Annotated in this window: 18 protein-coding genes; 9 read left to right on the forward strand and 9 right to left on the reverse strand. The window is 61.8% G+C overall.

Annotated elements, in window-relative coordinates; translation table 11 throughout:
• The 5 genes from TR61_RS12305 to TR61_RS12325 all read right to left on the reverse strand — a co-directional run.
• A partial coding sequence (locus tag TR61_RS12305) for a formyltransferase family protein (protein ID WP_281178071.1) occupies nucleotides 1–860 on the reverse strand: 860 nt, incomplete at its 3' end.
• Nucleotides 857–1,885 (reverse strand): glycosyltransferase family 2 protein, encoded by a 1,029-nt coding sequence (locus TR61_RS12310; RefSeq protein ID WP_050930380.1) that lies wholly within the window; start codon nucleotides 1,883–1,885, stop codon nucleotides 857–859. The genes TR61_RS12305 and TR61_RS12310, both read right to left, overlap by 4 nt.
• A gap of 3 nt (nucleotides 1,886–1,888) precedes the next feature.
• Nucleotides 1,889–8,242 (reverse strand): type I polyketide synthase, encoded by a 6,354-nt coding sequence (locus tag TR61_RS12315; RefSeq protein ID WP_050930381.1) that lies wholly within the window; start codon nucleotides 8,240–8,242, stop codon nucleotides 1,889–1,891.
• A 294-nt stretch (nucleotides 8,243–8,536) separates the two neighbouring features.
• A complete protein-coding gene (locus TR61_RS12320) occupies nucleotides 8,537–9,979 on the reverse strand; it encodes a hypothetical protein (RefSeq protein WP_157440903.1) in 1,443 nt (480 codons plus the stop codon).
• Between the two features lie 208 nt (nucleotides 9,980–10,187).
• Nucleotides 10,188–11,156 (reverse strand): glycosyltransferase family 2 protein, encoded by a 969-nt coding sequence (locus tag TR61_RS12325; protein ID WP_050930383.1) that lies wholly within the window; start codon nucleotides 11,154–11,156, stop codon nucleotides 10,188–10,190.
• 140 nt (nucleotides 11,157–11,296) lie between these two features.
• On the opposite strand from TR61_RS12325, the gene TR61_RS12330 reads away from it, so the two are divergent.
• Nucleotides 11,297–11,476 carry a hypothetical protein gene (locus tag TR61_RS12330; protein WP_050930384.1) on the forward strand — a complete coding sequence of 60 codons (180 nt, stop codon included), beginning with the start codon at nucleotides 11,297–11,299 and terminating at the stop codon, nucleotides 11,474–11,476.
• Here the strand turns inward: TR61_RS12330 and TR61_RS12335 are convergent.
• Together TR61_RS12335 and TR61_RS12340 are read right to left on the reverse strand one after the other, a co-directional pair.
• Nucleotides 11,473–12,189: an RlmE family RNA methyltransferase gene (locus TR61_RS12335; protein WP_050930385.1), complete on the reverse strand. Its 717-nt coding sequence runs from the start codon at nucleotides 12,187–12,189 to the stop codon at nucleotides 11,473–11,475. The two genes, TR61_RS12330 and TR61_RS12335, sit on opposite strands and share 4 nt — an antisense overlap.
• Before the next feature lie 72 nt (nucleotides 12,190–12,261).
• Nucleotides 12,262–13,377: a Ppx/GppA phosphatase family protein gene (locus TR61_RS12340; protein ID WP_050930411.1), complete on the reverse strand. Its 1,116-nt coding sequence runs from the start codon at nucleotides 13,375–13,377 to the stop codon at nucleotides 12,262–12,264.
• Nucleotides 13,378–13,609: 232 nt separating this feature from the next.
• Here TR61_RS12340 and TR61_RS12345 point away from each other — a divergent pair, with 232 nt between their 5' ends.
• The 6 genes from TR61_RS12345 to TR61_RS12370 all read left to right on the forward strand — a co-directional run bounded on the left by TR61_RS12345 (nucleotide 13,610) and on the right by TR61_RS12370 (nucleotide 20,910).
• Nucleotides 13,610–13,912, forward strand: coding sequence for a virulence factor (locus tag TR61_RS12345; protein ID WP_050930386.1), 303 nt, complete (start codon nucleotides 13,610–13,612; stop codon nucleotides 13,910–13,912).
• A 36-nt stretch (nucleotides 13,913–13,948) separates the two neighbouring features.
• Nucleotides 13,949–14,875, forward strand: coding sequence for a methylenetetrahydrofolate reductase (locus TR61_RS12350; RefSeq protein ID WP_050930412.1), 927 nt, complete (start codon nucleotides 13,949–13,951; stop codon nucleotides 14,873–14,875).
• Nucleotides 14,876–14,891: 16 nt separating this feature from the next.
• Nucleotides 14,892–15,974 (forward strand): dihydropteroate synthase, encoded by a 1,083-nt coding sequence (locus tag TR61_RS12355; RefSeq protein WP_050930387.1) that lies wholly within the window; start codon nucleotides 14,892–14,894, stop codon nucleotides 15,972–15,974.
• 162 nt (nucleotides 15,975–16,136) lie between these two features.
• The gene (locus TR61_RS12360) at nucleotides 16,137–16,559 is read left to right on the forward strand and encodes a VOC family protein (RefSeq protein WP_050930413.1); all 423 of its coding nucleotides are present in this window, start codon (nucleotides 16,137–16,139) and stop codon (nucleotides 16,557–16,559) included.
• 86 nt (nucleotides 16,560–16,645) lie between these two features.
• Complete coding sequence (locus TR61_RS12365) at nucleotides 16,646–17,746, forward strand: efflux RND transporter periplasmic adaptor subunit (protein WP_050930388.1); 1,101 nt, start codon at nucleotides 16,646–16,648, stop codon at nucleotides 17,744–17,746.
• Complete coding sequence (locus TR61_RS12370; protein WP_050930389.1) at nucleotides 17,746–20,910, forward strand: efflux RND transporter permease subunit; 3,165 nt, start codon at nucleotides 17,746–17,748, stop codon at nucleotides 20,908–20,910. The genes TR61_RS12365 and TR61_RS12370 overlap by 1 nt, the downstream gene beginning before the upstream one ends.
• 168 nt (nucleotides 20,911–21,078) lie before the next feature.
• Here the strand turns inward: TR61_RS12370 and TR61_RS12375 are convergent, their stop codons facing one another.
• Nucleotides 21,079–21,432, reverse strand: coding sequence for a putative quinol monooxygenase (locus TR61_RS12375; protein WP_050930390.1), 354 nt, complete (start codon nucleotides 21,430–21,432; stop codon nucleotides 21,079–21,081).
• Between the two features lie 104 nt (nucleotides 21,433–21,536).
• Nucleotides 21,537–22,298: an IclR family transcriptional regulator gene (locus tag TR61_RS12380; protein ID WP_050930391.1), complete on the reverse strand. Its 762-nt coding sequence runs from the start codon at nucleotides 22,296–22,298 to the stop codon at nucleotides 21,537–21,539.
• Between the two features lie 71 nt (nucleotides 22,299–22,369).
• On the opposite strand from TR61_RS12380, the gene TR61_RS12385 reads away from it, so the two are divergent.
• Both TR61_RS12385 and TR61_RS12390 read left to right on the forward strand, forming a co-directional pair.
• Nucleotides 22,370–23,725 (forward strand): selenium-binding family protein, encoded by a 1,356-nt coding sequence (locus TR61_RS12385; RefSeq protein ID WP_172676974.1) that lies wholly within the window; start codon nucleotides 22,370–22,372, stop codon nucleotides 23,723–23,725.
• Nucleotides 23,722–24,087, forward strand: a complete 366-nt coding sequence (locus TR61_RS12390) for a 2Fe-2S iron-sulfur cluster-binding protein (RefSeq protein ID WP_050930393.1) — start codon at nucleotides 23,722–23,724, stop codon at nucleotides 24,085–24,087. Before TR61_RS12385 ends, TR61_RS12390 begins: the two co-directional genes overlap by 4 nt.

Raw genomic sequence — 24,087 nt, forward strand, 5'->3', positions numbered from 1 at the left:
AGGTGATCGGATACGCGCAGGGCATGGCCGTTCAAATCGGTCAGGCCAGAGAGGCGGATCGCACCTTCGGCGCAGGCGACGCTCACGTGATCGGCCCCCACCTCCAGCAACGTGCCGGGGGCGCCCGCGCCTTCCTCTGACTTGGCCTGAGCCACGGCCAAGACCCCCGCGCCAATGTCGATCTTGGGCCGGGTCAACGGGTTCCAGTATCCGCCGAACTCCATCGCGCGGTGAAGGCGCAGGAGGTCCACTGCGGGGCTGTTGAAATTCAGCCGTCCGGCGGCCACGGGTCGCCTGTTCTTGCCGAAGTAACTGCGCTGGGTGAAATCCTGCGGGCTACGTTGCATCGTGCCGGAGGCGATCCGGGTGATCAGCCCTTCGAAGCTTTCCATCCCGGCGGCATAGCATTTCGCATTGAGCGACAGCGCGGTGTCATCATCGTTGACCGGCACAGGTTGGGTGGCCACCAGATCGCCCTTGTCGATCCCCGCCTCCATCAGGTGCCAGGAGACGCCATAGCTTGTCTCGCCGTTCAGCAGTGCCCAGACGGGCGCATTCAGACCGGCATAGGCGGGCAGGGGGCCATCGTGAAAATTCACCGCGCCCTTACGGCCCAGCGCCAGAGTGTCTTCGGGGATCAGCTGCAGATTGGCGATGGAGAACAGCCAATCGGCACTGTGACCCGCGTTCAGATCGCCGGGGCTGGCCAGCACGGTCACACCGGCGGCGCGCGCCCAATCGGCCACGTCCGGGTTGCGCGTGACCAGCGCGGTCAGCCGGTGACCGCGCTCCATCAGCATGTCAGAGCAGCTGATGGTCAGCGATTCATCCCCGATCACGATGGCGGAAAAGACGCTCATTTGCTGTCCTTTGCGAAACGATGGGAGGGCAGCCCCTGCGAATAGGGTTTGGGAACGCGCGGGCGGCGGCCCGGCAGATTGGCGCGGATCGCATGGGTCACGAAATCGCGCAGGAAGCGGGGTGGTTCGCCCAAGGGTCGTGGAGAGATCACGCGCCGCGCGCGCCATAGAAGCCCGCCCGCGATCCGCGCAAGCGATGCGCCGATCAGATACACACGCCCGTGGTTTTTCAGGAAGTAATGCCTGCGGCTGTCAAACCAGTAGCGCGGCGCGCGGGTCCAGGTTTTCATGCCGGTGGAGACCGATCCGATATGCACTGCAGTGCTTTGCGGGACAAACCATGTCTCCCATCCCGCTTGCGCGCCGCGCAGGCAGAGGTCGGTTTCCTCGAAATAAAGGAAATAGGTTTCGTCAAAAAGCCCGATCTCATCCAGCATCCGGGACCGGATCATCAGCGACGCGCCCGCCACCCAATCGGCCTTGACCGGCACGTCGGTCGCCGCCATCGGCACCACGGCGTTTTTCAGCGCACGGGTGACAAGGCCCAGTTTGATCGAGGCTTCGAATTCCCCGGCGATCGAGGGGAAGCGGAAATGCGTGGTATGAGGCACATCATCGTCGCCGCGCACCTGACTTCCTGCAAAACCCACCTGCGGATGGGCCTGCATGAACTCCAGCAAAGTGCGGATCGCGCCGGGATCAACAAAGGCGTCGGAGTTCAACAGGTACACGTAATCCGGAGCCTGCCCGGTGCTGAGCCCCTGACGGATCGCGAAATTATTGCCCGCGCCGAAGCCGCCATTATGGCCCGACGCGATCACCCGCACCCGGCCCGATTTGGTCCAGCCACGCAATTGGGCGTTTTCCGCCAGATAATCGAAACTGCCATCCTGGCTGTCATTGTCGACGATCAGGATCTCGCCCGCGATGTCCTTCATCTCGCGCAGCGCGGCGGCGGCGGCCTTCAACGTCATCTCGGGCGTTTTGTAGTTCAGGATCACGGTCAGGAGGGTGGGCTCAGACATCACTTACTCCGCCGCCGTGATGGTTGCCGGTGCTGTGTGCGTTTGCTCGGTGCGGGCGATCTGATCGCGCAGTTTCGCACCCAGCACGCGGACATTGGGGGCCAGAACCATGCTATCGTGATCGCCCGGCACTTCGATCACTGTCAGGTTCGGCGCAAAGCGTGTCCAGTCATTGTCATAGAGTACATATTCCCGTTCTGCGCTGACAAAACGTCCGCCCGAGACCTTCCAGTGCCGGTCCAGCGGCGGGCGGAACAGGATCAGATTGCCATCCCACGGGGTCACCTGATAGGCGCTGACGGCCTGACGGAAGGCCATTTCGATCTTGGTGTTGTTGAACTGCGCCCCGCCATCATCTGCCGCCTGTCCCTGGCGTTTGGCCAGCTCCCAGGCCAGACGGTTCGCCGCCCATTCGCGCAGATATCCCAGGCCCTTGCGGCGGAATTCCTGCAGTTTGATCAGCGCCTTGTCCTGACGGCTGAGCGCCGGGCGCACGGGTAGCGGCGTGTCGAGCATGGCCAGCATTGCCACATCTTCCCCGGCCTGTTCCAGCTGCCGCGCGATCTCATAGGCGGTGATCCCGCCGCCTGAGAAGCCCGACAGCAGGTAGGGTCCGTGCGGTTGGACCTGCCGGATCTCGGCGATGTAATCGCGCGCCATCTCGGCAATATCGGTATGCGGCGCGTCGCCGCCGATCAGCCCTTTGGCCTGCAGGCCGAAAACCGGCCGATCCTGTCCTACCTGCAGCGCCAGCTGGCGCAGGTTCAGCACATTGCCGAACATACCCGCCACGATAAAGAGCGGCGTGCCCGTGTCGCGTTTATGAAGTGGCACCAGATGCGTGAAGCTGGGCGCGCTGGCGACGGCTTCAGCCGGGGCTTTTGGTTCGGTTGCATTCAGGTCGCGGCCTGTCGCCTCGGCAATGCGGGTGGCGATCTCAGAGATGGTGGGGGCTTCGAACAGAAGAGATATCGGGAAATCTGCGCCGAATTCGCGTTTGATCATTGCAAACAGCCGTACGGCGATCAGGGAATGGCCGCCCAGATCGAAGAAGCTGTCCTCCACGCCCACATCACCCAGACCCAGCAGTTTTTTCCAGAACCCTGCCAGCACCTCTTCCACCGTGTTGCGGGGGGCGACGAAATCGCTGGCCAGTTCGGGCCGCTCGAAGCTGGCGCCGTCTTCGGGTTGCGTGGAGTGGCTGCGCCCGGCCTCCTCGATCAGCGCGGGCAGGGGCAGGGAAGAGATCACCAGATCGGGTTTGCCCAGCGCCAGCGCGCGGTGCAGGGCCTCGGGCCCGTCTTCGGGGCGGATGCCCTGGCCGATATTGTGCAAAAGCCGCTCTTCATCCGGGGATAGCGGCGCGGTGGCGGTGCCTTCGTCGAACTGAATTTCCGCCTCGGTCAGGGGAGCGCTGGCGAAACCGGCCTCGCGCGCGATCTGCTGGATCACGAACCCTTCGATTTCGGCAATCACGTCGCCCTGTGCGTCAGACAGGGTAATGTCAAACTGCGCTTGCCCGTCTTCGCTGCTGCCTGTGCGCAGTCGGGCCCAACTGAGGATGTCGGCCGGCAGGGCGCGGTGGATCGCGATGCGGCCATAGCTGAGCGGCACCCAGAGATGCGCGCCGGAATACCCGGGGATCAGCTCCATCGCCCATCCGGTGGCCAGATCCAGCAGCGCTGGATGCATCATGAACCCCTGGGTCAGATCATCGCGCGCAGCCTGCGGCAGGGAAAGGCGTGCCAGCCCTTCGCCATCCCCGAAGGCCATGGAGTGCAGCACATGCCAGCGTGGACCGAAGGCCAGATGCGCCTCTTGCGGGGAGCGGAGGCGGTTGCCCTCGGATCCGGTCACGGCCCGTGCACAGCGTTTTGCAATGGCGCGCGGATCAATATGTTGCCTGCCAGGCGTGTTTTGCAAGGCTGCAAGGCTGGCCTGGGCATTCAGCGCCTTACCGCTGTGTCCGCCAAAGGTGGCGTCACTGCGGATGCTGAGCGTGCCATCGTCTTCCAGGGTCACGTCGATCCGGCGCGGCTGGCTGGCGGCCATGATCGGGCGGATGAAATACAGGTCGCGGATCTCGAACGGGCGGTCGATGCCGTGAAGCCGCGCGGCTTGGGCGGCGAGTTCGATGTACCCCGTGCCGGGCAGCACCGCGTGACCGCCGGTGGTGCGGTGTTCGTCAAAGATCCAGTGATCGGGGGCAAGGGAGGCGTGATACCGGGTCTCGCCCCTGTCGCTGCTGCGCTCGGAAATCAGCGCGGATGTGACCGGAATGCGCGGTGCGGTGTCCGCGCCCACGCGGCGCGACATGGCATCGGCGGCCATGCCCACATCGGCCCAGACGCCCCAGTTGACGGCAAAGACGCGGGTTTTGCCGCCTGTCCGCGCGCGCGCAAAGGCGTTCAGATAGGCATTGGCCGCGACGTAGTCGACCTGGCCCGCAGGCTGTGTCGCGGTGGAGGAAGACGAAAACAGCACCAGAAGATCCAGCGCGCCATCGGGGAAAAGCTGATCAAGCACCCGCAGACCGTGAATCTTGGGGGTAAAGACCGCCTCGATGCTGGATGCATCCTTGGTCAGCATCGGTGCGTCGTTGATATGGCCTGCGGCGTGCAACACGCCATTGATGCGGCCAAACCGCGCCGTCGCGTCATCCACCACGCGGCGCATGTCGTCGATATTGGCGACATCACCCGCCATCGCGATGACCTGACCGCCCAGCCCGTCCAGCTTGCCCAGCGCGCCGGGGCTCGGGGTGCGGCCCAGCAGGATGACATTGGCGTTGTAGCGGGTCAGCAGGTCGGCGGCCAGCGTCTGGCCGATCCCGCCGAATCCGCCGGTGATCAGATAGGTGCCGCCTTTCGTGAAGGGCGCGGCCCCGGCCCGTTCCAACGGGGCGGGCACGTAGCGCGCCTCGTACCGTTTGCCCGCGCGCAGGGCTGCGGTGAGGTTGGCGGGCTCGGCCAGCAGCTCTTCCAGCAGGGCCTCGGTCAACCCGTCTGGCGCCGGGTCGGGTTTCCGGACAAACCGTCCCTTGGGCGCTGGGGCTTCGGGCAGCGTGATATCCAGACTCGACACAGTAAGGCCGGGAAATTCGCGCGGTGCCACGCCTGCGGGTCCAGCGATCAGGGCCTTTTCAGGGTATGGCAGCGGTTCTGACGCGACTTGCGCGGCCCCGGTTGTGAACACGGTGACATGCCGCCCTTCGATCCCCGCATCGCACATCGCCTGCATCAGATGCAGCAAGCTGTAAAACCCGTGCTGGATGTTGCGGTCAAAGAAGCTGGAGCCCGGCCTGTGGGTTTCGCTTGCGGTGATCAGCCAGCCATGGGCGATCCGGTCGGGCAGCAGGTCTTGCGCTGCCAGCGCGTCGAACAGCGCGTCATACCCGGCGCGGCCTTCTTCCGGGGCCAAGGTGAAGCCATCGCCCATTTGCGCGAAACTGTCGCCCGATGTTACGGTGATCACCCGATGCCCGGCGTCGCGCAGACGGGTTAGGGCGGGCGAAAGGAGGCCTGCGTCATCCGTGAAGGCCAGCCATGTCTGTGCCGCTGTGGCCGACAGGTCGCCCGTCAGATCCACGTCACAAGTGGCGTAGGCCGGCCGCCATGCAATGCCATAGCCCCAATCGGTCATATCCTCCTGGCGCATCAGCGCCGTCGCCTCGTCTGACGCCGCCTTGCCCGGTTCGATGAAATAACGGCTGCGCTGGAAGGCATAGCCCGGCAAGGGCACGCGGTTGCGCCGCGCGTCGCCCCAGATCTGGGACCAGTCGGCCTCGATCCCGCTGGCCCACAGACGGCCGATGGTGGTCAGGAACCACAGGTCATCGGCCACGTCCTGATCGGGATGGCGCAGGCTTGGCAGGGCCTGTCCCGGCTTCACGGCCGGTGCCATCTGCGCCAGGGAGCTGAGGGCGCGCCCGGGACCCACTTCCAGAAAGACACGTGGTGCGCCTGCGGAGAGCGTCTCGATCCCTTTGGCGAACAGGACCGTATTGCGCAATTGCCCGACCCAATAGTCCGGATCGATCGCCTCGCTTGCAGAAATAAGCTGGCCCGTGCGGTTCGAGATGAACGGGATCTGCGGTTCCTTCAGCTCGATCCCCTGCAGGAAGGCGCTGAAGTCGGGCAGGATGTCGTCAAGCATGCGCGAATGGGCGGCGATGTCGATCTGCACCCGGTTGTGTTCGACCCCGCGCCCGGTCAGATCGGCGGAAAGACGATCCAGCGCCGCCTGCGGCCCGGACACGGCGCACAGCCCCGGCGCGTTCACGCTTGCGATGTCCAGATCGGCCCCGATCAGTGGGCGCAAGTCGTCTTCGGACAACGAAACGCTGAGCATGCCGCCCTTGGGCACCGTATCAAACAGCCTCCCGCGCAGCAGAACCAGGTCGATGCAATCCTCAAACCGGATCACGCCCGCGACGCAGGCAGCCGTGTTTTCCCCCATGGAATGGCCGATCAGGGCGGCAGGCTTCACCCCCCAGCTGAGCCAGAGTTGCGCCAGCGCATATTCCACGATCATGATCAGCGGCAATTGCACCGACGGTTTCTGCAGCGCCTGTGCGGCCGCTTCCGCCTGATCCGGTTCCGGCAGCCACAGCGCGCGGATGTCATACTCAAGCTGGCTTTGCAGATGGTCCAGCCCCCTGTCCATCCATTCCGCGAAGACCGGTTCGGTCTCGTAGAGGTCTTGGGCCATGTTGGGGTATTGTGCGCCACCGCCGGGGAACATGAAGACGGTCTCGGGTCTGTCGCCCAGCCGGTCATGGGTGAACACGCGGGTCGGTTCGCCGCTTTCCAGAAGGCGGGCGGCTTCCTCATGGGTTTCGGCTACGACCACGCGGCGCTTTTCAAAAGCGCGGCGGCCTTCCTTGAGGGTGAAGGCCACATCGGCCAGATCCTGTTCGGGATGGCTGCGCAGATGGGCGGCCAGATTGGCGGCATTGGCCTCAAGCGCGGCCTTGCTGCGGGCCGAAACGGTCAGGATGTGAAAGGGCCAGTCGCTTTCGTCGGAAGCGGGGCGGGCAGGGGCTTCTTCCAGAATGACATGGGCGTTAGTGCCACCCACGCCCAGGGCATTGACGGCGGCGCGGCGGGGGGTGGGGCCGGCGGGCCAGTCGCTTAACCGGTCATTGACGCGGAAGGGGCTTGTGTCGAAATCAATCGCGGGGTTCGGCGCTTCATAGCCCAGCGAGGGCGGGATCTGGCGGTTTTGCAAAGCCAGGCTGGTCTTGATCAACCCTGCAACGCCTGCCGCCGTATCCAGATGGCCGATATTGGTTTTGACCGAGCCAATTTTGCAAAACCCTTGGGCAGAGGTTTCCTGCCGATAGGCTTGGGTCAGGGCCGAAACCTCGATCGGATCGCCCAGATAGGTTCCGGTGCCGTGGCATTCGACATAGCCGATGCTGTCTGCCGGAACATGCGCGGCATCCAGCGCAGCGCGGACTGCCTTGGCCTGCCCGTCAACGGATGGGGCCAGGTAACCGGCCTTGCCGGCGCCGTCGTTATTTACCGCGCTGCCTTTCAAAACGGCGTGGATGTGGTCGCCATCTTCCAGTGCATCGCGCAAACGGCGCAAAACCACCACGCCCGCGCCCGAGCCGAACACGGTCCCTTGCGCCCGGTGATCGAAAGCATGGCAATGTCCGTCGGGGGACAGGATCTCGTTCTCGCGATACGGATACCCGCGGTTTTGCGGCAATTCGATCGTCACGCCGCCCGCCAGCGCCATGTCGCAATCGCCGTCGCGCAAAGCCTTGGCCGCATAATGCACCGCCACAAGGGACGTGCTGCAGGCCGTTTGCAGGTTCACCGACGGGCCTTTCAGGTCAAAGACATGGCTGACCCGCGTGCAGAGGAAATCCTTGTCATTGCCGGTATGGCGCAGCAGGAACATGCCTACATCGCGCACCAGATCGGGGTTTGAGCAGATGTTGAAATAGAAATAACTGCCCATCCCGCAGCCTGCATACACACCGATATCGCCGCCGAAGCCTTCCGGCATATGGCCCGCGTTTTCCATCGCTGCCCATGACACTTCGAGGAATTTGCGATGCTGCGGATCGAGGATTGCGGCCTCTTTCGGAGAAAAACCGAAAAACTCCGCGTCGAACATGTCGAACCCGTCCATGGGCGCTGCGGCGGGAACATAGTTTTTCCGGCCGATCACATCGGCACGTTCACCGGCGGCCAGCAGGGTCTTTTCGTCCAGCACACGGATGGATTCCACGCCGTCACGCAGATTCTCCCAAAAAGTCCGAATGTCTTCGGCCCCCGGCAGATGGGCGGCCATGCCGACGATTGCGATGTCGTCATCATGGATGGGCGAGTGTGTGGCGTGCATTATGGCGCTTTCGGTTACTCGTTGACGTTTGCCCGTGATCCAGAGCCTGGATCACGGGCGCAACCGGTACTCATACATATCGCCACCACCATCTTTCCTGATACGCCCCCCGCGCCCAAACTTCATGGTCAGATCAGACCTTTTGTAAGGCATTTTTGTGGAATGGTGACACAGAGATATCAATCATTCTGCGAATGGTGGCATTGTTCTGCAATAAGAAACGGGAATTTTGTGCATCGGCAAAGCTTCGCTGAAAACCGGGCTGGAATGGGGCATTCTGAGGACCACGCGGTTTCACATGACGGTCCGTTTTCCGCCGCCTTTCCGACGTCCGATGACGGGGCCGTTCGGGAAAAGGGTACGGGGGCTGTCATCTGGCAAGGTCAGGCGTTCGGCATATCCCAGGATCGCGCCGACCATCAGCAAGGTCATCGGCACCAGCGTGTCATTCAGCAGCATGTCCACCACGGTAAAGCCCAGCATCAGGCAGAGCGGGGCGATCATCGGTGACAGGTCTTCTGCGGCATGTGTCCGCAGCGCGCGCGCCATCAGAACAAGCGGCAGAACCACAAGACCCATCTGGCTGACATAGCCGAACCAGCCAGCGGTGCCGAAGACGATGATCCAACGCCCATCCGCGATGGTCACGATCTCGCCCGAGGTGTCGGCGTGCAGCAGATTGCGCCCCCAGCCGCCCCAGCCGAAAAGCGACCGCTCTGATGCGCGGTCAAGCAGGATCTCTTCGTTCATGAAGCGGAAGCCCAGAGACTGAGCGCGCTCGGCGCTGATCAGTTCGGCCTTGGCCAGGATCAGATCCAGTGGGATCAGGCCCAGATTGCGCAGCATCGGATAAAGGATCGCCACCGCGGCAAAAGCCAGCGCCACCCGGATCTGCCATTTTGGCGCCGCAAGCAGGATCAGCGGCAAAAGCAGCACCATGTAGATCTGGGAGGCCAGGCTTTTGCAAAGATAGATCACCACCACCAGATAGGCCGTGGCCAACATATAGCGCCATCGCGTCTGATGCGTGGCATCCCGCATCAGGGCGGCGCCAGCGGACATCGCCATGACGAAAAACAGCGCCAGCCATAGCGCGTGCGGCATGAACACGATCGGGCGGAACCCGCCATCGCGCACCATCTGTTCAAAGGAATGCTGGAAGAAGCCATAAAACCAGACATTCATCTGCGGGCTGAGCCGGATTTCGATCAGCGCGGGTACAGTGTAAATCAACCCGGCGATCAGGAAGGCCAGCATGAGTTCGCGCAGGCCCTTGTCCGTCGCCAGATAGGCGCGTGCCAGAAAGAAGGGGATCAGCAGGATCACAGTGGAGGCCAGTGCCGACAGCGTATCAATCAGGCGCAGTCCCGGAAGCATCCCGACGGGAAAGTCGATGGGCATCAGGTCGATCCGCTGGTGGAACACGATACCGTCGGTATTGGTCAGGACCGTCAGCACCGCTCCCACAAGCATCATGGCGATCAGCAGGCGCGTGATCCGGTGGCGCGGCAGGAAGGAAGGCCGCAGGCCCAGAAAAGCGACCATGATCACAAGTGCGGCCACGCTGGGGATGGAGTTCTTGTCCATTGCGGGCACAAGCGGCAGGTCGAATTCGGTGACCGGCGGCAGCAGCATGTAAGCGCCAAGAAATGACCAGATCAGCGCGCGTTCAACGCTGAACCGCGCGAACAGTCCAACGCAGATTGCGGGCCAGGCGGCCAGCATCAGATATGCCAATCCATTGCCCATCGGGGGCCTGATACCTTTGTTCTTTCGCCCGTTCCGCCCAGGGCGGTCAGGCGCTGCCGGTTGTCCTCACCCGCTGAGATAGCAGGCGAAGACGGCGAGATGATGGCACGGGTGGTGGCAGAATGCGACCGGTTCGGACCGGTCGCGGCGCTGTTGCTGCAGTGGCGATACTGCTTTAAGATTGGATCACAAGATATTATTTATATTCGATTATCTTTCGCTTTCTTCCCATGGCGCGATCCATCCAATACTCCAAGGCGCCCAATGCTTCGGCGCATTTTCCAAAAACCGTAAACGCAGAGCGTGTCATTCCCATGCGGCCGGACAGGCGCAGAATCTGAAGTGGATAGGCCAGAAGCAGTAACCACAGAAGCGGGACGAAAGCGCCGCCAACCAAGGCAATTGCTGGCAGGCCCAGACCCCAGACCATGGCGCGTCGCGTCTCGGTCACCCAGTGGCGTTCCGGGGGCGCGCCGTGCAGCGCAGCACCCTCGGCAAAGGCATAGCCCGCACGCCGTGTCCGGCGCCACCATTGCGAAAACCGCGTCATCTGTGCGTCATGCCAGGTCATTTCGCTGTCCAGCCGCCAGATTTTCCAACCGGCTTTGCGCAAACGGACGCAGAGTTCCGGCTCTTCCCCCGCGATCAGTTCTTCGCGGTAAAATCCCACGTCGCGCAGGGCGGAAAAGCGCATCATCGCATCCCCGCCGCAGGCCTTTGTCTGACCGACTGGCGTATCCCATTCGGCATCGGCCAGCCGGTTGTAGATGCTGGCGTCGGAGAACCTTTCACGGCGACGCCCGCAGACCACGGCCACTTCCGGATGGGCCAGCAGAAAAGTGATCGCGTCGGATATCCAGCCCTGACGAAGCGCGCAATCGCCATCGAGGATTTGCACGAAATCGGTCTCATTATCGAGGCAGCTCAGCCCCGCATTGCGCGCACGTGCCGCCGTGAAGGGCAGCGACGTATCCAGTTCCACCACTTCGGCACCTATGGCCCGTGCCGCATCCACACTGCCGTCGGTCGAACCGGAATCCACATAGATGATGCGCCTGACCTTGCCGTGCAGGCTTTCAAATGCGGCCACCAATCGCGCGCCTTCATTGCGCCCGATCACGACCGCATCAATCACTGGCGCATCAAAGGTTTGTTTGTCTTGCATCTTAGAGCCAGCCTAGCGGGTGAGGGGGTCTTTGCAATCGAGAAGGATGGTTAATTTCCGCAAAATCGGCCCGTTTTTACCCCGCCTTAACCACATTGGTTGAACATGATGCGCAACGCTTTCCTATTGGGGGAATATGCATGCCCGACAGCCGACCATATCAGCAGCTTTTCGAGCTTTGGCATCAATCCAGCCTTTCGGCCTTGTCGGTTAATGCCGGACAGGCCGGGCTGCGCGATTTCCCGTCCCGGGAGGTTGAGCGCGCCTTTCTTGCGCAGGCGCAAAAATCCTGGGACATACCGCAGCGGCCCGCGGATTAACCACGAAAGCCGGTTGCGACCACGAATTTCTCGGAACTGTCTGACCGTGACGAAGGGGGCTTGATATTCACCACCTTGGTGAATTTCTGCTTCAGGATTTTCTGCAGATCCCCCTCGGCGCCGCCGGCCAGCACCTTGGCGACGAACGTACCGCCTTCTTCAAGCACGTCAAAGGCGAAGTAAGCAGCCGCCTCGCACAGGGCGATGATGCGCAGATGGTCGGTTTGTTTGTGCCCGGAGGAGGCTGCCGCCATGTCCGACATCACCACATCGGCCTTGCCGCCCAGCCATTCCTTTACCTTTTCGTCGGCGTCGTCTTCCATGAAATCAAGCTGATGCAGCTCGACCCCGGCGATCGGCTCCATTTCCTGCAGATCGACCCCGATGATCCGGCCCTGGGCCTTGCCCGATTTCTCTCCCAGTGCGTTGATGCGTTTGACTGCCACCTGGCACCAGCCGCCGGGGGCCGCGCCCAGATCGACCACGCGCGCGCCCGGCACAAGGAAGCGGAACTTGTCGTCCAGTTCCATGATCTTGAAGGCCGCGCGCCCGCGATAACCTTCGGCCTGCGCGCGTTTGACATAGGGATCGTTTAGCTGCCGTTGCAACCACCGTGTCGAAGACAGCTTGCGCCCGCGCGCAGTCTTGACCTTGACCTTCAGGTCCCGCTGCCCGCGTCCCGATGTGTTCTTACCTGTGGGCGTCTTGGCCATGATCCATACTTCTTTGGGTTCCAAAAATATTCCCGGGCAGGAGCCCGGCACGGGCGAGGGGGGCTGGCCCCCTCAATACACCCCGTCTTCCAATACGCCATCTGCCGACATCTGTGCAAAAAGCAACCCCTCGCGCAGGCCGCGGTCGGCCACGGACAGCCGGTCTGTGGGCCAAAGCCGCAGTAGCGCCTGCAAAATGGCCGAGCCGGACATGATCAACGCATGCCGGTCCTCTCCGATCCTTGGATCGCGCCTGCGCCCGGTGGGACCCATCGACAGATACTGCCGGATCACCGTGTCGATCTGGTCCGAGGTCATGCGCAATCCGTCCACCTTGGTCCGGTCATAGCGTTTCAGACCCAGATGGCTGGCCGCCACGGTTGTCACAGTGCCCGAAGTGCCCACGATCTGAAACCGCTCTTTCAGGTGTTCCAGTTTCTGATAGGGCGTGAATTCGGCGAGGTTTTCTTCGAAAAACCAGCTCATCAGGGCAAAGCGTGCGGCATCATCCTTCACGTCCGAGAACTGATCGCGCAGCGTGGCCACACCGAGCGGGACCGAGATCCAGTCGACGACCTTGGCGGCGGGAAAGGGGCTGTCGACGGAGTGGAAGCCGGCGTGCAGCCGCATCAGCGCGCGCGGACGGTCACGCCTGGGCACCGCCGACAGGTCGATCCACACCAGTTCGGTCGAACCGCCGCCGATATCGACGACCAGCAATTGTTCTGTCTTGGTCGATACCAGTGGTGCGCAGGAGATCACCGCCAGACGCGCTTCTTCCTCGGGCTCGATGATCTCAAGCCGCAAGCCGGTCTCGCGATGCACGTTCTCGACAAAGGTTTGGGCATTCAGCGCGCGGCGGCAGGCTTCGGTGGCGACGAGCCGCATTCGCCTGACCTTGTTGCGCTTCAGCTTCTGCTGGCAAATCCGCAGCGCCTGAATGGTGCGCGCCATGGACGCGCGCGACAACTGCCCGGTGCGTTCAAGACCCGCACCCAGCTGCACCGATTTTGAAAAGCTGTCCACGACGTGAAAGCCGCTGCCCTTGGGTTGGGCAATCAGCATGCGACAGCTGTTTGTGCCCAGATCCAGAGCCGCATAAAGATCGGTTGGATCAGGCGTTTGAGGCGCGGGTGGCTCAACCGCTTTAGGGAACGCGCCCGCACCATCGGGACGCTTGGGCGCCATCTTTACGCCCTCCATTTCGAGTTGCCTCCAAGCTATGCGCTGAAAGGCCTCCGCGCAAGAGATCAGTCTGGTTCACATCTTTCATGAGAATTTCTGGGACGGGGCCCCATGGCCATGTGGTCGCTCAGCGCTTAGCTTGACGTCGCGGATTGCGTGTCACCTGTCGAAAACCGGCACTGGCAAAGCCCGCGGCTGCCTTAGAGAGGGCGTATCGAAACCGGGAGAATCATCCATGCCTGACGTCACCGTTGTGTATTGGCGCGACATCCCTGCCCAGGTGATTGTTGGCAAGGGGCGGCGTGGGGCTAAAAAACAGCTGGCCGAACGGTTTGAGCAGGCGATCGACCGTGCCGCGATGAAAACAGGCGCGGCGGAAACGGACGATTACCTGGCCGAATGGCGCAAGGCCGAGCCTTATGCCGTGGAGGGTGAACCCGGTGACGTGGCCGAGGCCGAAGCGGCCCGGCTGGAAGCGGAATACGACGCCGACAGGATCAAGGCGCTGATCGCCAATGGCGGCTGGGCAAACGCGTAAATGGGCAATCGCCCACGCAATCTATGGGAGGCCGCGATGGCTTTGTTGAATTTCAAACGGCGTGAGGCGCCAGCGGCAACCCCGGTCAACCCGGATGTCGAGGCCTTCCTGCAAGGCTATTCCATCGAGGTGATGCCGCGCACCGCCGAAAAGGTCGAAAACTTCCGCGACCTGCTGCCCGAAGGCACCCGCGTCTATATCGCCCATATCGAAGGCACGCCCATCGAAGACATGGTGGCCACCGCCAAACGTTTGGCGGCTGACGGTTACCCGGTGATGCCGCATTTCCCGGCGCGCATCATCAAGGATGCCAAGACGCTGGAAAACTGGATCGCCATGTATCAGGGCGAGGCGGGCGTTGAGCAAGCGCTGCTGCTGGCAGGTGGCGTGGCCGAGCCGCATGGCGATTTCCATTGCTCCATGCAGCTGATGGAAACCGGGCTTTTCGACAAGGCGGGCTTCAAGCGTCTGCACGTGGCAGGCCACCCCGAAGGCAACAAGGATATCGACCCGCAGGGCGGGATGAAGAACGTCTCGGAAGCGCTTCAATGGAAACAGGATTTCTCGACCCGCACCGATGCAGAAATGGCGATTGCCACACAATTCGCGTTCGAGGCCGCGCCTATCATCAAATGGGCCGACGATCTGAAAGCGGCTGGCATCGACCTGCCCATCCATATCGGCATCGCGGGCCCCGCGAAGCTGCAGACGCTGATCAAGTTCGCCATCGCCTGTGGTGTTGGCCCGTCGCTGAAAGTCTTGCAAAAGCGCGCCAAGGACGTGTCGAAACTGCTGTTGCCGTTTGAGCCGACCGAGGTGATTGGCGAGCTGGCCGCGCACACGGCCGCAAACCCTGATTTCAACATCACCAATGTGCACTTCTTCCCGCTTGGCGGCATCAAGACCAATGCCAACTGGGCCATCGAAAACGGCGGCGCTTCGACCCGCCCTGCAAACGCTTAAGCAAAAGGCAGATCACATGACCCGCACCGTCATCGAAAGCAAAACCAAGACCGCCATTATCGGCTTTGACCAGCCGTTCTGCGTGATTGGCGAGCGGATCAACCCCACGGGCCGCAAGATCCTGAACGAAGAGCTTGAGCGCGGCGATTTCTCCCGCGTCGAAGCGGACGCGATCGCTCAGGCCGCAGCCGGGGCAACCGTGCTCGACATCAACTCGGGCGCGGTGTTTTCCAACAAAATGGCCGAAGATCCGCGTTACGCCGACAACAACTTTGTCGAACCTACGTTGATGAAACAGCTGGTAGAGGTCGTGCAGGCCGTGACCGACACGCCCTTGTGCATCGACAGCTCGGTTCCCGGCGCGCTGGAAAACGGTCTGGCGGCGGCGGAGGGGCGTCCGCTTCTGAACTCGGTAACGGGAGAGGAAGAGCGTCTGGAACTCGTCCTGCCGCTGGTGAAGAAATACAACGTGCCGGTCGTGGCGATCTCGAACGACGATACCGGCATTTCGGAAGATCCGGATGTGCGCTTTGCCGTGGCCAAGAAGATCGTGGAACGCGCCGCCGATTATGGCATTCCTGCGCATGACATCGTCGTTGACCCGCTGGTCATGCCAATCGGCGCGATGGGAACGGCGGGTTTGCAGGTTTTCACCCTGGTGCGCCGCTTGCGGGACGAACTGGGCGTGAACACCACTTGCGGCGCCTCTAACATTTCGTTTGGGCTGCCGAACCGTCACGGCATCAACAACGCGTTTCTGCCCATGGCGATGGCGACCGGCATGACCTCGGCCATCATGAACCCGGTGGCATTGCCTGTTGGCCCCAAGAAGATTGCAGAAAAGAAAGCCGAAGTTGAAGCCGCCGGTATCATCCTGCCCGCGGATATGGATGACGAAACGTTCTGCCAGATGTTCGGGTTGGGCTCGACCAAACCCAAGCCAGGCAAGGAGATGGAGGCGATCCGCGCCGCCAATTTCCTGACCAACAATGACGAAGGCGGCGCTGCCTGGATCAACTTCAACAAGGTCGCGCCCAAAGCCGGTCAAGAGGGCCGGGGGCGTGCAGGACGCACAGGCGGGCGTCGCCGCCGGGCGTAAGGCCGCAAAAGCGTGTAGGGAGAGGCCGGGGTCACACTCCGGCCTTTTTCTTTTCCAGATCGGTCATTGCCAGCCGGGCCCGCGCTGCAAAAGGCTGGTAATTGAGCGGCTTGCGTGCATTCTCTGCGCAAATGGGACACGCGGACACATGGAGCGCGCCAGATGATAGCTTACGTCACGGTCGGTGTGGACGACATCGCAAAGGCGGAACGGTTCTATGCCGCGTTCCTGCCCGCGCTGGGATACAGGATGGAGCGGTATCACGGCGATCTGAGCTTTGTTCCCCCGGTTGAGCCGGGGCAGTCGCGACTGTCACCGGATTTCTATGTGAAAAGACCCTTTGACGGTGCTCTGGCCTCAGCCGGCAACGGTACAATGGTCGCGTTTCAGGCGCAAAACCAACAGCAGGTGCGCACGCTTCACGCCGCGGCCCTTGCCGCAGGCGGATCGGATGAGGGCCCACCGGGCTTTCGCGCCTCATACGGGCCGCAGTTCTATGTCGGATATCTGCGCGATCCGCAGGGCAACAAGATCGCCCTGTTTTCTTCGGACCCGGATGAACCGGGCCGCGATGACCCCTCGTGACCCGTTCACGGCATTCTGATATGGCAGCAGGGTTGATCTATCCCGCGATGTGCTATCTGCCCAGATAGTCCAGAAAGTTCCTGCCCATGCGCCTCTTGCTTGCCTCTCTTGTCACCGCCCTTGCCATCCCTGTGGCTCTGTCCGCCCAGGGGCGCGCCACCGCTGTCACCGTTCAGCCGGTGGAAACGCGGCTTTTGTCGGAAACCGTGCCGGTTTTTGCGGAAATCAAGACCTCACGCGACGGGACGGTCGCCAGCCGCGTGGCGGGCACGGTGGAAACCGTGCATGTGCTGGATGGCTCAACCGTGGCCATGGGCGATCCGCTGATCGATCTGGATGATGAGCTCTTGCGCATCCAACTGGCCCAGTCGGAGGCCGAACTGGCCGTCGCCCAGGCCAGCATTGCGACGGCTGAGGTGCGCCTGGACCGGGCCGAAACCACCTTTGCCCGGATCGAGGCACTGCGCGATTCCGCCACCTTCAGCCAGGGCCGCTTTGATGACGCGCAATCGGATGTGCTGGAAGCGCAGTCGCAAATGGCCGAAGCGCAGGCCCGCGTGAAAAGCGTGGAGGCGCGCATGGCCGAAGCGCGGTATCAGCTGGAACGCAGTGTGGTCACGGCCCCGTTCTCCGGCGTGGTGATCGACGTCAATGTGATCCCCGGTCAGTTCATCGCGGCAGGCACCGCCGTGGTTCGGCTGCTGGATACCGATGCGTTCGAAGTTCAGGCCAGCGTGCCTGCCCGGTATATCGCGACGCTGCAACCGGGGCAGGAGATGGTGGCGCAAACCGAAGCCGGCGAAGACCTGACGTTGCGATTGCGCGCCGTTTTGCCGGTGGAAGAGGCCTCGACGCGGACGCGCAAAGTGCTGTTTTCCGCGCCCGCGCTTGGGGACCTCAGCTCGATCGCCGAGGGGCAGTCGGTTACCGTGCAAATCCCCGTGGGCGCGCCGCGCAACCTGCTGTCGGTGCCGAAGGACGCGCTGGTGCAGGCGCGCGGAGGCTGGACTGTGTTCGTGGCCGAAGATGGCAAGGCGCAACCGCGCAACGTGACGCTGGGCTTGCCCGTGGGGGACCGGTACGAGGTGACAGGTGGTCTGGCCGAAGGCGATCTGGTTGTCGTGCGCGGCAATGAACGGCTACGCCCGGGGCAGGACATCACCCCCAATCTGGCGGAAACCAACTGATGGATGTGATCCGTTACGCGATTGACCGCCCCGTGGCTGTGGTGGCGCTGGTGGCAATGGCGATCCTGTTCGGGGCGATTGCCTTGTCGCGCATCCCGATCCAGCTGGCGCCGGATGTGCGCAAGCCCATCGTCGTGGTAGAAACCACGTGGCCCGGTGCGGCCCCCTCCGAGATCGAGCGCGAGATCGTGAACCCGCAGGAAGAAGCCCTGCGTGGGCTTGAGGGGCTGGAGATCATGACCTCCCGGTCCCGCACGGGCGAGGCAGAGGTCACCCTGGAATTCGCCGTCGGCACGGATATGAGCCAATCGCTGCTGTTGGTGTCGAACCGGCTGGATCGCGTCAGCGGATATCCGGATGAGGCCAATGAACCGTCGCTGAACACCTCCGGGTCCGACGACAGCCCCATTGCCTGGGTTCTCCTGACTGCCGCCGAAGGCAATACACGCGCCATGCCCACCTATGGCGATTTCGTCGAGGACGTAATCAAGGACCGGATCGAGCGGATCGAAGGCGTTTCGGCCGTAAACGTTTTTGGCGGCGTGACGCGCGAATTGCAGGTGGTGGTCGACCCACGCCAATTGTCGCTTTACGGGCTGACGGTTCCACAGGTCGTCGCGCGGTTGAGGGCCGAAAACATCTCGATCTCGGCCGGTGATGTGGATGAGGGCAAGCGCCGCTATGTGGTGCGCACCGAAGGCAACCTGAACACCGAAGAGGCGATCCGCGATGTGGTCCTGCGCTCGGGCGCGGCGGATGGCGGGATCGGACGGGTGCGTGTGGGCGACGTGGCCGATGTGCGTTTTGCCTATCAGGAGCCGCGCACGCGCCTGCGCTTCAAGGGCCAGCCGGGTCTTGCCTTCAACATTGTGCGCGAGGCCGGGGCCAATGTGATCAACGTCATGGAGGAAATCCGCGTCGTTCTGGACGAGCTGTCGGCAGGCCCCGTGGCCGATCAGGGGCTGAAACTGCAGCAGGTCTATGACGAGACGATCTATATCGACGGGGCGATCGATCTGGTCACGCAGAACATCTGGATCGGCGGCGCGCTGGCGGCACTGGTGCTGATGCTGTTTTTGCGATCGCCGCGCGCCACGCTGGTGGTGTCGCTGGCCATCCCTGTGTCGATCGTGGCGACCTTCGTGGTGATGGCGATCACCGGGCGCACGCTGAACGTGATCTCGCTGGCCGGGATCGCCTTTGCGGTGGGCATGATCGTGGATGCGGCTATCGTTGTGCTCGAAAACATCTTCCGTCTGAGGGAAGAGGGGCTGTCGCGCCGCGAGGCCGCATACAAGGGCGCGAAACAGGTTTGGGGCGCGATCCTTGTGTCCGCGCTGACGACCGTTCTGGTTTTCGTGCCGATCCTGATCATGCAGCTTGAGGCGGGCCAGCTGTTCCGTGACATCGCGGTGGCGATTTCGGTGTCGGTTCTGCTGTCGCTTGTCGTGGCCGTCACCGTGATCCCGGCGCTGTCCAGCCGGTTGCTGACGGCGGGTGATCAGACGCCCACGCGGTTGTGGGGCGTGGATCACCTTGCGCATGGGTTCCGGTATCTGGTGATGGCTTATGTGCGCGTCACCGTGCGGTCGCGCCTGATCGGGATCACGCTGGTGTCGCTGATCGCGGGTGGGGCGGCGGTGGCCAGCTATACCTATCTGCCGCGGCTGGAATATCTGCCCGAAGGCAACCGCAACCTGGTCTTCGGCCTGCTGATCCCGCCGCCCGGCTATAACCTGGATACGACGCAAACGATTGCCGAACGGATCGAACGTGTGGCCGAACCGCTTTGGTCTGCGGCCCCCGCGACCGAGACCGAGGACGGTGTTCCCACCATCTCGCATTTCTTCTTTGTCGCCACTCCGGGCAATTCCTTTGTGGGCGCCGCCGCCACCGACGGCCAACGCGCGGCCGAGCTGATCCCGGTGCTGAGCCGTCCGATCTTTGCCGAACCGGGCACCTTTGGCTTCATGACCCAACCGTCGCTTTTCGGGCGCGGGGTGGGCGGCGCGCGCGCGATTGAACTCAATGTGTCGGGGCAGGATCTGGATGAGATCCTGTCGGTTGCCGGGCAGGCCGCCGGTATCATCTCGGGCCTGCTGCCGCGTTCGGAAGGGCACCAGTTCCGTCCCATTCCGGGGCTTGAGCTGGGCGCGCCCGAGGTGCGGCTTGTCCCGGATAGGCTGCGGCTGGCCGATGCGGGCCTGGACAGTTCCGGGCTGGCCGCTACGGTCGATGCTTTCAATGACGGGCTGCGCGTGGCCGAAATCACCGTGGGGGCGGAACGGGTCAATCTGGTTCTGAAAGGCGATCCGGTGATCAGCGATGCGGTGCGCACGCAGGATGTGGGCAATTACCCGGTTGTCACACCGGGGGGCGAGATCGTGCCGGTATCGGCCCTTGCCGACGTTGTGCTGACCGCGGGGCCCACCGAAATCCGCCATCGCGACAGGCTGCGCACCGTCACGCTGGAAGTGCGCCCGTCAGATGCGCTGGCGCTGGAAGAAGCGGTGGAGCTGCTGCAGGGCGAGGTTGTTGAGGTGCTGGAGGATCGCGGCATCCCCGAGGATATCCGCCTGACCGTCTCGGGCACCGCCGACCAACTGAGCCAGACCTGGTCCGCGATCCAGATCAACCTGGTGGTTGCACTGGTCATCGTCTTTCTGGTCATGGCGATCCTGTTCGAAAGCTTTGTGCTGCCGCTGGTGATCATGGTTTCGGTGCCTGTCGCCGCCGCCGGTGGGGTAGGGGGCCTTGCCCTTCTGAACACCTATCAGGTGCAGCCGCTGGATATGCTGACGCTTCTGGGCTTCGTGATCCTGGTGGGCATCGTGGTGAACAATGCCATCCTGATCGTGCACCAGGCGCTGTACCACCTGCGTGAGGACCGGATGGAGCCGTCCGACGCGATCATCGAAGCCACCCGCAACCGCATCCGCCCCATCTTCATGTCCACGCTGACATCGGTCATGGGCATGCTGCCCCTGATCATCTTCCCCGGCGAAGGGTCCGAGCTTTATCGCGGTCTGGGCGCGGTGGTTGTGGGCGGCCTGTCCATGTCGGCGTTTCTCACGCTTTTGACGGTACCGCCGCTGCTGAAGCTGTGCCTGCGCAAAGCGGAAGAGGAAGAGGATGTGCGTATGCAAGCCGGCGCAAAGGCCTGAGACCCGCGAGGTGATTTTGGTGCCGGGTCCTAAGTGGGGGCTCAGACCATAAAGGTATCAAGAATTGATACGCATATCCCGTGAATGACCGCTTTGTGCCCGTAGCCCAATAGCTTGATGACGGATCACTTTCTTACAGCCACTTAAACTTCTAACGACCGGTCAGTTTCACCACTGCAACAGGCCCGGCTTTTGCGCCTCGAAGCCTTTGTTCGTTGGGAAAAGCGAGCGCATCCGGGCAATCATTTCGATGTCACCATCCAGCATCGTTCGCACAGTGTTCAGCCAGTTCTTGAAAGCTTCAGATTCCCAATGGTTCTGAACAGCTGCTTCGTTCCGGAACACTTCGTAGAAGTAGAAGCGATTGGGGTTTGTCATGTCGACCATGATGTGAAATTGGAAAACCTCCGCCTCCTCGCTGACAACATTTTGCGCTTCGAAGATGCTGGTGTTCAAAAAAGACTGCCTGTGCTCTGGTTTGACATTTACTGCGAAGAACCCCCCGCGCATTCCATCTTCCATACCGAACCTCCCTTGTTGCCCGTAACCCCCGAACTCAGGCCATCAAAAGTTCCGATGCCGGTTGATCGCACAAAACGTGCGGCACCGCTTTAGCCAACACCACCCTAGGCGGATTTCCTATCGGCGTCAGCACCACTCCAACCTAGCGAAGATGACAGTTCATGCGACATTTCGATGAGCAATTGGCCGATCTTGGCTCGCATTGAGGGTGTAAACACCCGAACCGAAGCTGTCGCGCCAATGGAAAGGGTCGAACCAATGCCCGTTTTGGCCAGTGTTGTTGCGACAGAACTTATGCCTCTTTCCAATTCCTCGACACATTCGGCGTACCCTTTGACCCGAATGGCATCGAGTTCTTTCGCCAGATCCTTTCGGTTGGTGATAGTGCGCTCAGTATATTGCTTGAGCTGCCCGCTTAGTTCGTCATGAGACAGCAACTCCGGCGACACTGCAGCAATTGCCTTCGCGCAAGAGCATGCATGCAATGGCCGCTTGCCCATGCCGGGGTGAAGGTAAGACACACCCGTCTCCGGTGTGGCCACGTGGATTATCTCTACAAAGTGCCCCCTCAAACGAGACAAGAAAAACGCGGCACCGTAATCCGTAGCGGCGCTGGCAAGTACCGGAGCAATTAATTCCAGTAAGGCACGATCCGAGTGATCGCTCACCATAATGCCTTTTAATCTTGTCCCGATCACAAACTCTCCTCGCGCAGGAGCCTCGAGCAGGCCTGAGGAAACAAGATCTTGTACCAACCGATATGCAGTGGGTTTGGGGAGATCAGTGTGCGCGCAGATATCGGCCACGGTCGCGCGCCCTTTCTGGCCGACCACTTCCAAAATCAGGATCAGACGCTCGAGATGCATTATTCTCACTATACGATAACTGAATTTTCGATATACGATAAAACTACCAGAATCAAGGGAGGGAGAACGTGATGGATGGAGCATGCTGCGGACCGGGATATGGAAGCCCGCAAGAAGCCATCAAAGCCCCCCGGGAAAAGCTGCTTTACACGATTGCGATCTATACAGGCACTGGCATCCAGAAGCCCGACTACTTGGCAACCGTAGACGTGGACCCGGCAAGCCCGACCTATTCCCAAGTTATCCACCGGCTGGAGATGCCCGGGATCGGGGATGAACTTCATCACATGGGCTGGAATGCCTGTTCGTCCTGTCACGACGACAGTTCGATGTCGCGCAAATATCTGATCCTGCCGGGCGTGCGGTCCAACAATCTTCACATCGTTGATACAGCCACGGACCCGCGTGCGCCGCGGTTGCACAAGGTGATCGACGGGGCCGAGATCAAGGCCAAGGCCGATCTGTCCGGCCCGCATACGGTGCATTGTCTGGGATCGGAAATCATCATTTCCTTCCTGGGCAACGCCAAGGGTGAGGCGCCGGGCGGCTATCTGCATCTCGACAAAGAGTTCAACATCGTCGGTCGCTGGGAAAACTCCATGGGCGACATCAAGTTCGGCTACGATTTCTGGTACCAACCGCGCCACAACGTGATGGTGAGTTCCGAATGGGCGGCGCCCAACACCTTCATGCCGGGGTTCGACCTGGAAGAGGTCGGCCATCTGAAATACGGACGTGAGCTGCATTTCTGGGATTTCGAAAAGCGCGAACCGATCGAAAGCTTCTATCTGGGCGAAGACGGGCTGTTGCCGCTGGAGGTCAAGTTCCACCACGACCCTGACAGCACCCACGGGTTCTGTGGGGCCGCTTTGTCGACCAACGTCATTCACTGGTGGAAGGACAGCGATGACACGTGGAAGTGGGAAAAGATCATCGACGTCGAGAACGAGATGCACCCGGAATGGCCGATTCCGTTGCCGGGGGTGATGTCGGCGATCCTGATCTCGATGGACGACAAGTATCTTTACCTGAACAACTGGTTACACGGCGACATGCGCCAATACGACATCACCGACCCGCATAATCCCAAACTGACCGGCCAGGTGTTCATGGGTGGGTTGTTGGGCAAGGCTCCGGTTGTGAATGGGGTTGAGGTTGCCGGTGGCCCGCAGATGTTCCAGCTGTCGCTGGACGGGCGGCGGCTTTATGTGACGACCTCGCTGTTTTCGACCTGGGACAACCAGTTCTATCCCGAGATCCGCGAAAAGGGCGGTGTGATGGTGATGATAGACTGCGATCCCGAAAACGGCGGCATGAAGATCAACGAGGATTTCATCGTCGACTTCGGCAAAGAGCCGAACGGCCCCTCGCGCTGTCATGAAAGCCGGTATCCCGGCGGTGATTGCACAAGCGACATTTGGCTATGACGACGCATACCGTGACACTCGGCAACCGCGGCGGCGCGATCTATGAGGTGAACGACCGCCGCCCGCTGCTTGAGCAATTGCGCAATCACGGCGTCGATCTGCCCTATGGCTGCGAATATGGCGGCTGCATCACCTGCGCGGCGAAACTGACGGCGGGGACAGTGGACCAGCGCCGGCAGGTCGCACTGAACAATCGGCAGATCGCCAACGGCTATGTGATCTTGTGCGTCGCGCGTGCGACCTCCGACATCACCCTGGAAATCGGGGTCGAGAGCCATGACAAGCTCTACCGAAATCCGTTTCTCGATCCGCTGAAACCCCATGAACTCAAGGCGGACATTGCGACGCCGAAGGAAGGTTAA

It is taken from the genome of Aestuariivita boseongensis (assembly GCF_001262635.1).
Lineage (GTDB): Bacteria > Pseudomonadota > Alphaproteobacteria > Rhodobacterales > Rhodobacteraceae > Aestuariivita > Aestuariivita boseongensis.

What these genes read in the sequence shown, in the direction of transcription:
- TR61_RS12310 (WP_050930380.1), bottom strand. Translation starts at nt 1,885, where the DNA reads ATGTCTGAGCCCACCCTCCTGACCGTGATCCTGAACTACAAAACGCCC.
- TR61_RS12315 (WP_050930381.1), bottom strand. Translation starts at nt 8,242, where the DNA reads ATGCACGCCACACACTCGCCCATCCATGATGACGACATCGCAATCGTC.
- TR61_RS12325 (WP_050930383.1), bottom strand. Translation starts at nt 11,156, where the DNA reads ATGCAAGACAAACAAACCTTTGATGCGCCAGTGATTGATGCGGTCGTG.
- TR61_RS12330 (WP_050930384.1), top strand. Translation starts at nt 11,297, where the DNA reads ATGCCCGACAGCCGACCATATCAGCAGCTTTTCGAGCTTTGGCATCAA.
- TR61_RS12335 (WP_050930385.1), bottom strand. Translation starts at nt 12,189, where the DNA reads ATGGCCAAGACGCCCACAGGTAAGAACACATCGGGACGCGGGCAGCGG.
- TR61_RS12340 (WP_050930411.1), bottom strand. Translation starts at nt 13,377, where the DNA reads ATGGCGCCCAAGCGTCCCGATGGTGCGGGCGCGTTCCCTAAAGCGGTT.
- TR61_RS12345 (WP_050930386.1), top strand. Translation starts at nt 13,610, where the DNA reads ATGCCTGACGTCACCGTTGTGTATTGGCGCGACATCCCTGCCCAGGTG.
- TR61_RS12350 (WP_050930412.1), top strand. Translation starts at nt 13,949, where the DNA reads ATGGCTTTGTTGAATTTCAAACGGCGTGAGGCGCCAGCGGCAACCCCG.
- TR61_RS12355 (WP_050930387.1), top strand. Translation starts at nt 14,892, where the DNA reads ATGACCCGCACCGTCATCGAAAGCAAAACCAAGACCGCCATTATCGGC.
- TR61_RS12360 (WP_050930413.1), top strand. Translation starts at nt 16,137, where the DNA reads ATGATAGCTTACGTCACGGTCGGTGTGGACGACATCGCAAAGGCGGAA.
- TR61_RS12365 (WP_050930388.1), top strand. Translation starts at nt 16,646, where the DNA reads ATGCGCCTCTTGCTTGCCTCTCTTGTCACCGCCCTTGCCATCCCTGTG.
- TR61_RS12370 (WP_050930389.1), top strand. Translation starts at nt 17,746, where the DNA reads ATGGATGTGATCCGTTACGCGATTGACCGCCCCGTGGCTGTGGTGGCG.
- TR61_RS12375 (WP_050930390.1), bottom strand. Translation starts at nt 21,432, where the DNA reads ATGGAAGATGGAATGCGCGGGGGGTTCTTCGCAGTAAATGTCAAACCA.
- TR61_RS12380 (WP_050930391.1), bottom strand. Translation starts at nt 22,298, where the DNA reads ATGCATCTCGAGCGTCTGATCCTGATTTTGGAAGTGGTCGGCCAGAAA.
- TR61_RS12385 (WP_172676974.1), top strand. Translation starts at nt 22,370, where the DNA reads ATGGATGGAGCATGCTGCGGACCGGGATATGGAAGCCCGCAAGAAGCC.
- TR61_RS12390 (WP_050930393.1), top strand. Translation starts at nt 23,722, where the DNA reads ATGACGACGCATACCGTGACACTCGGCAACCGCGGCGGCGCGATCTAT.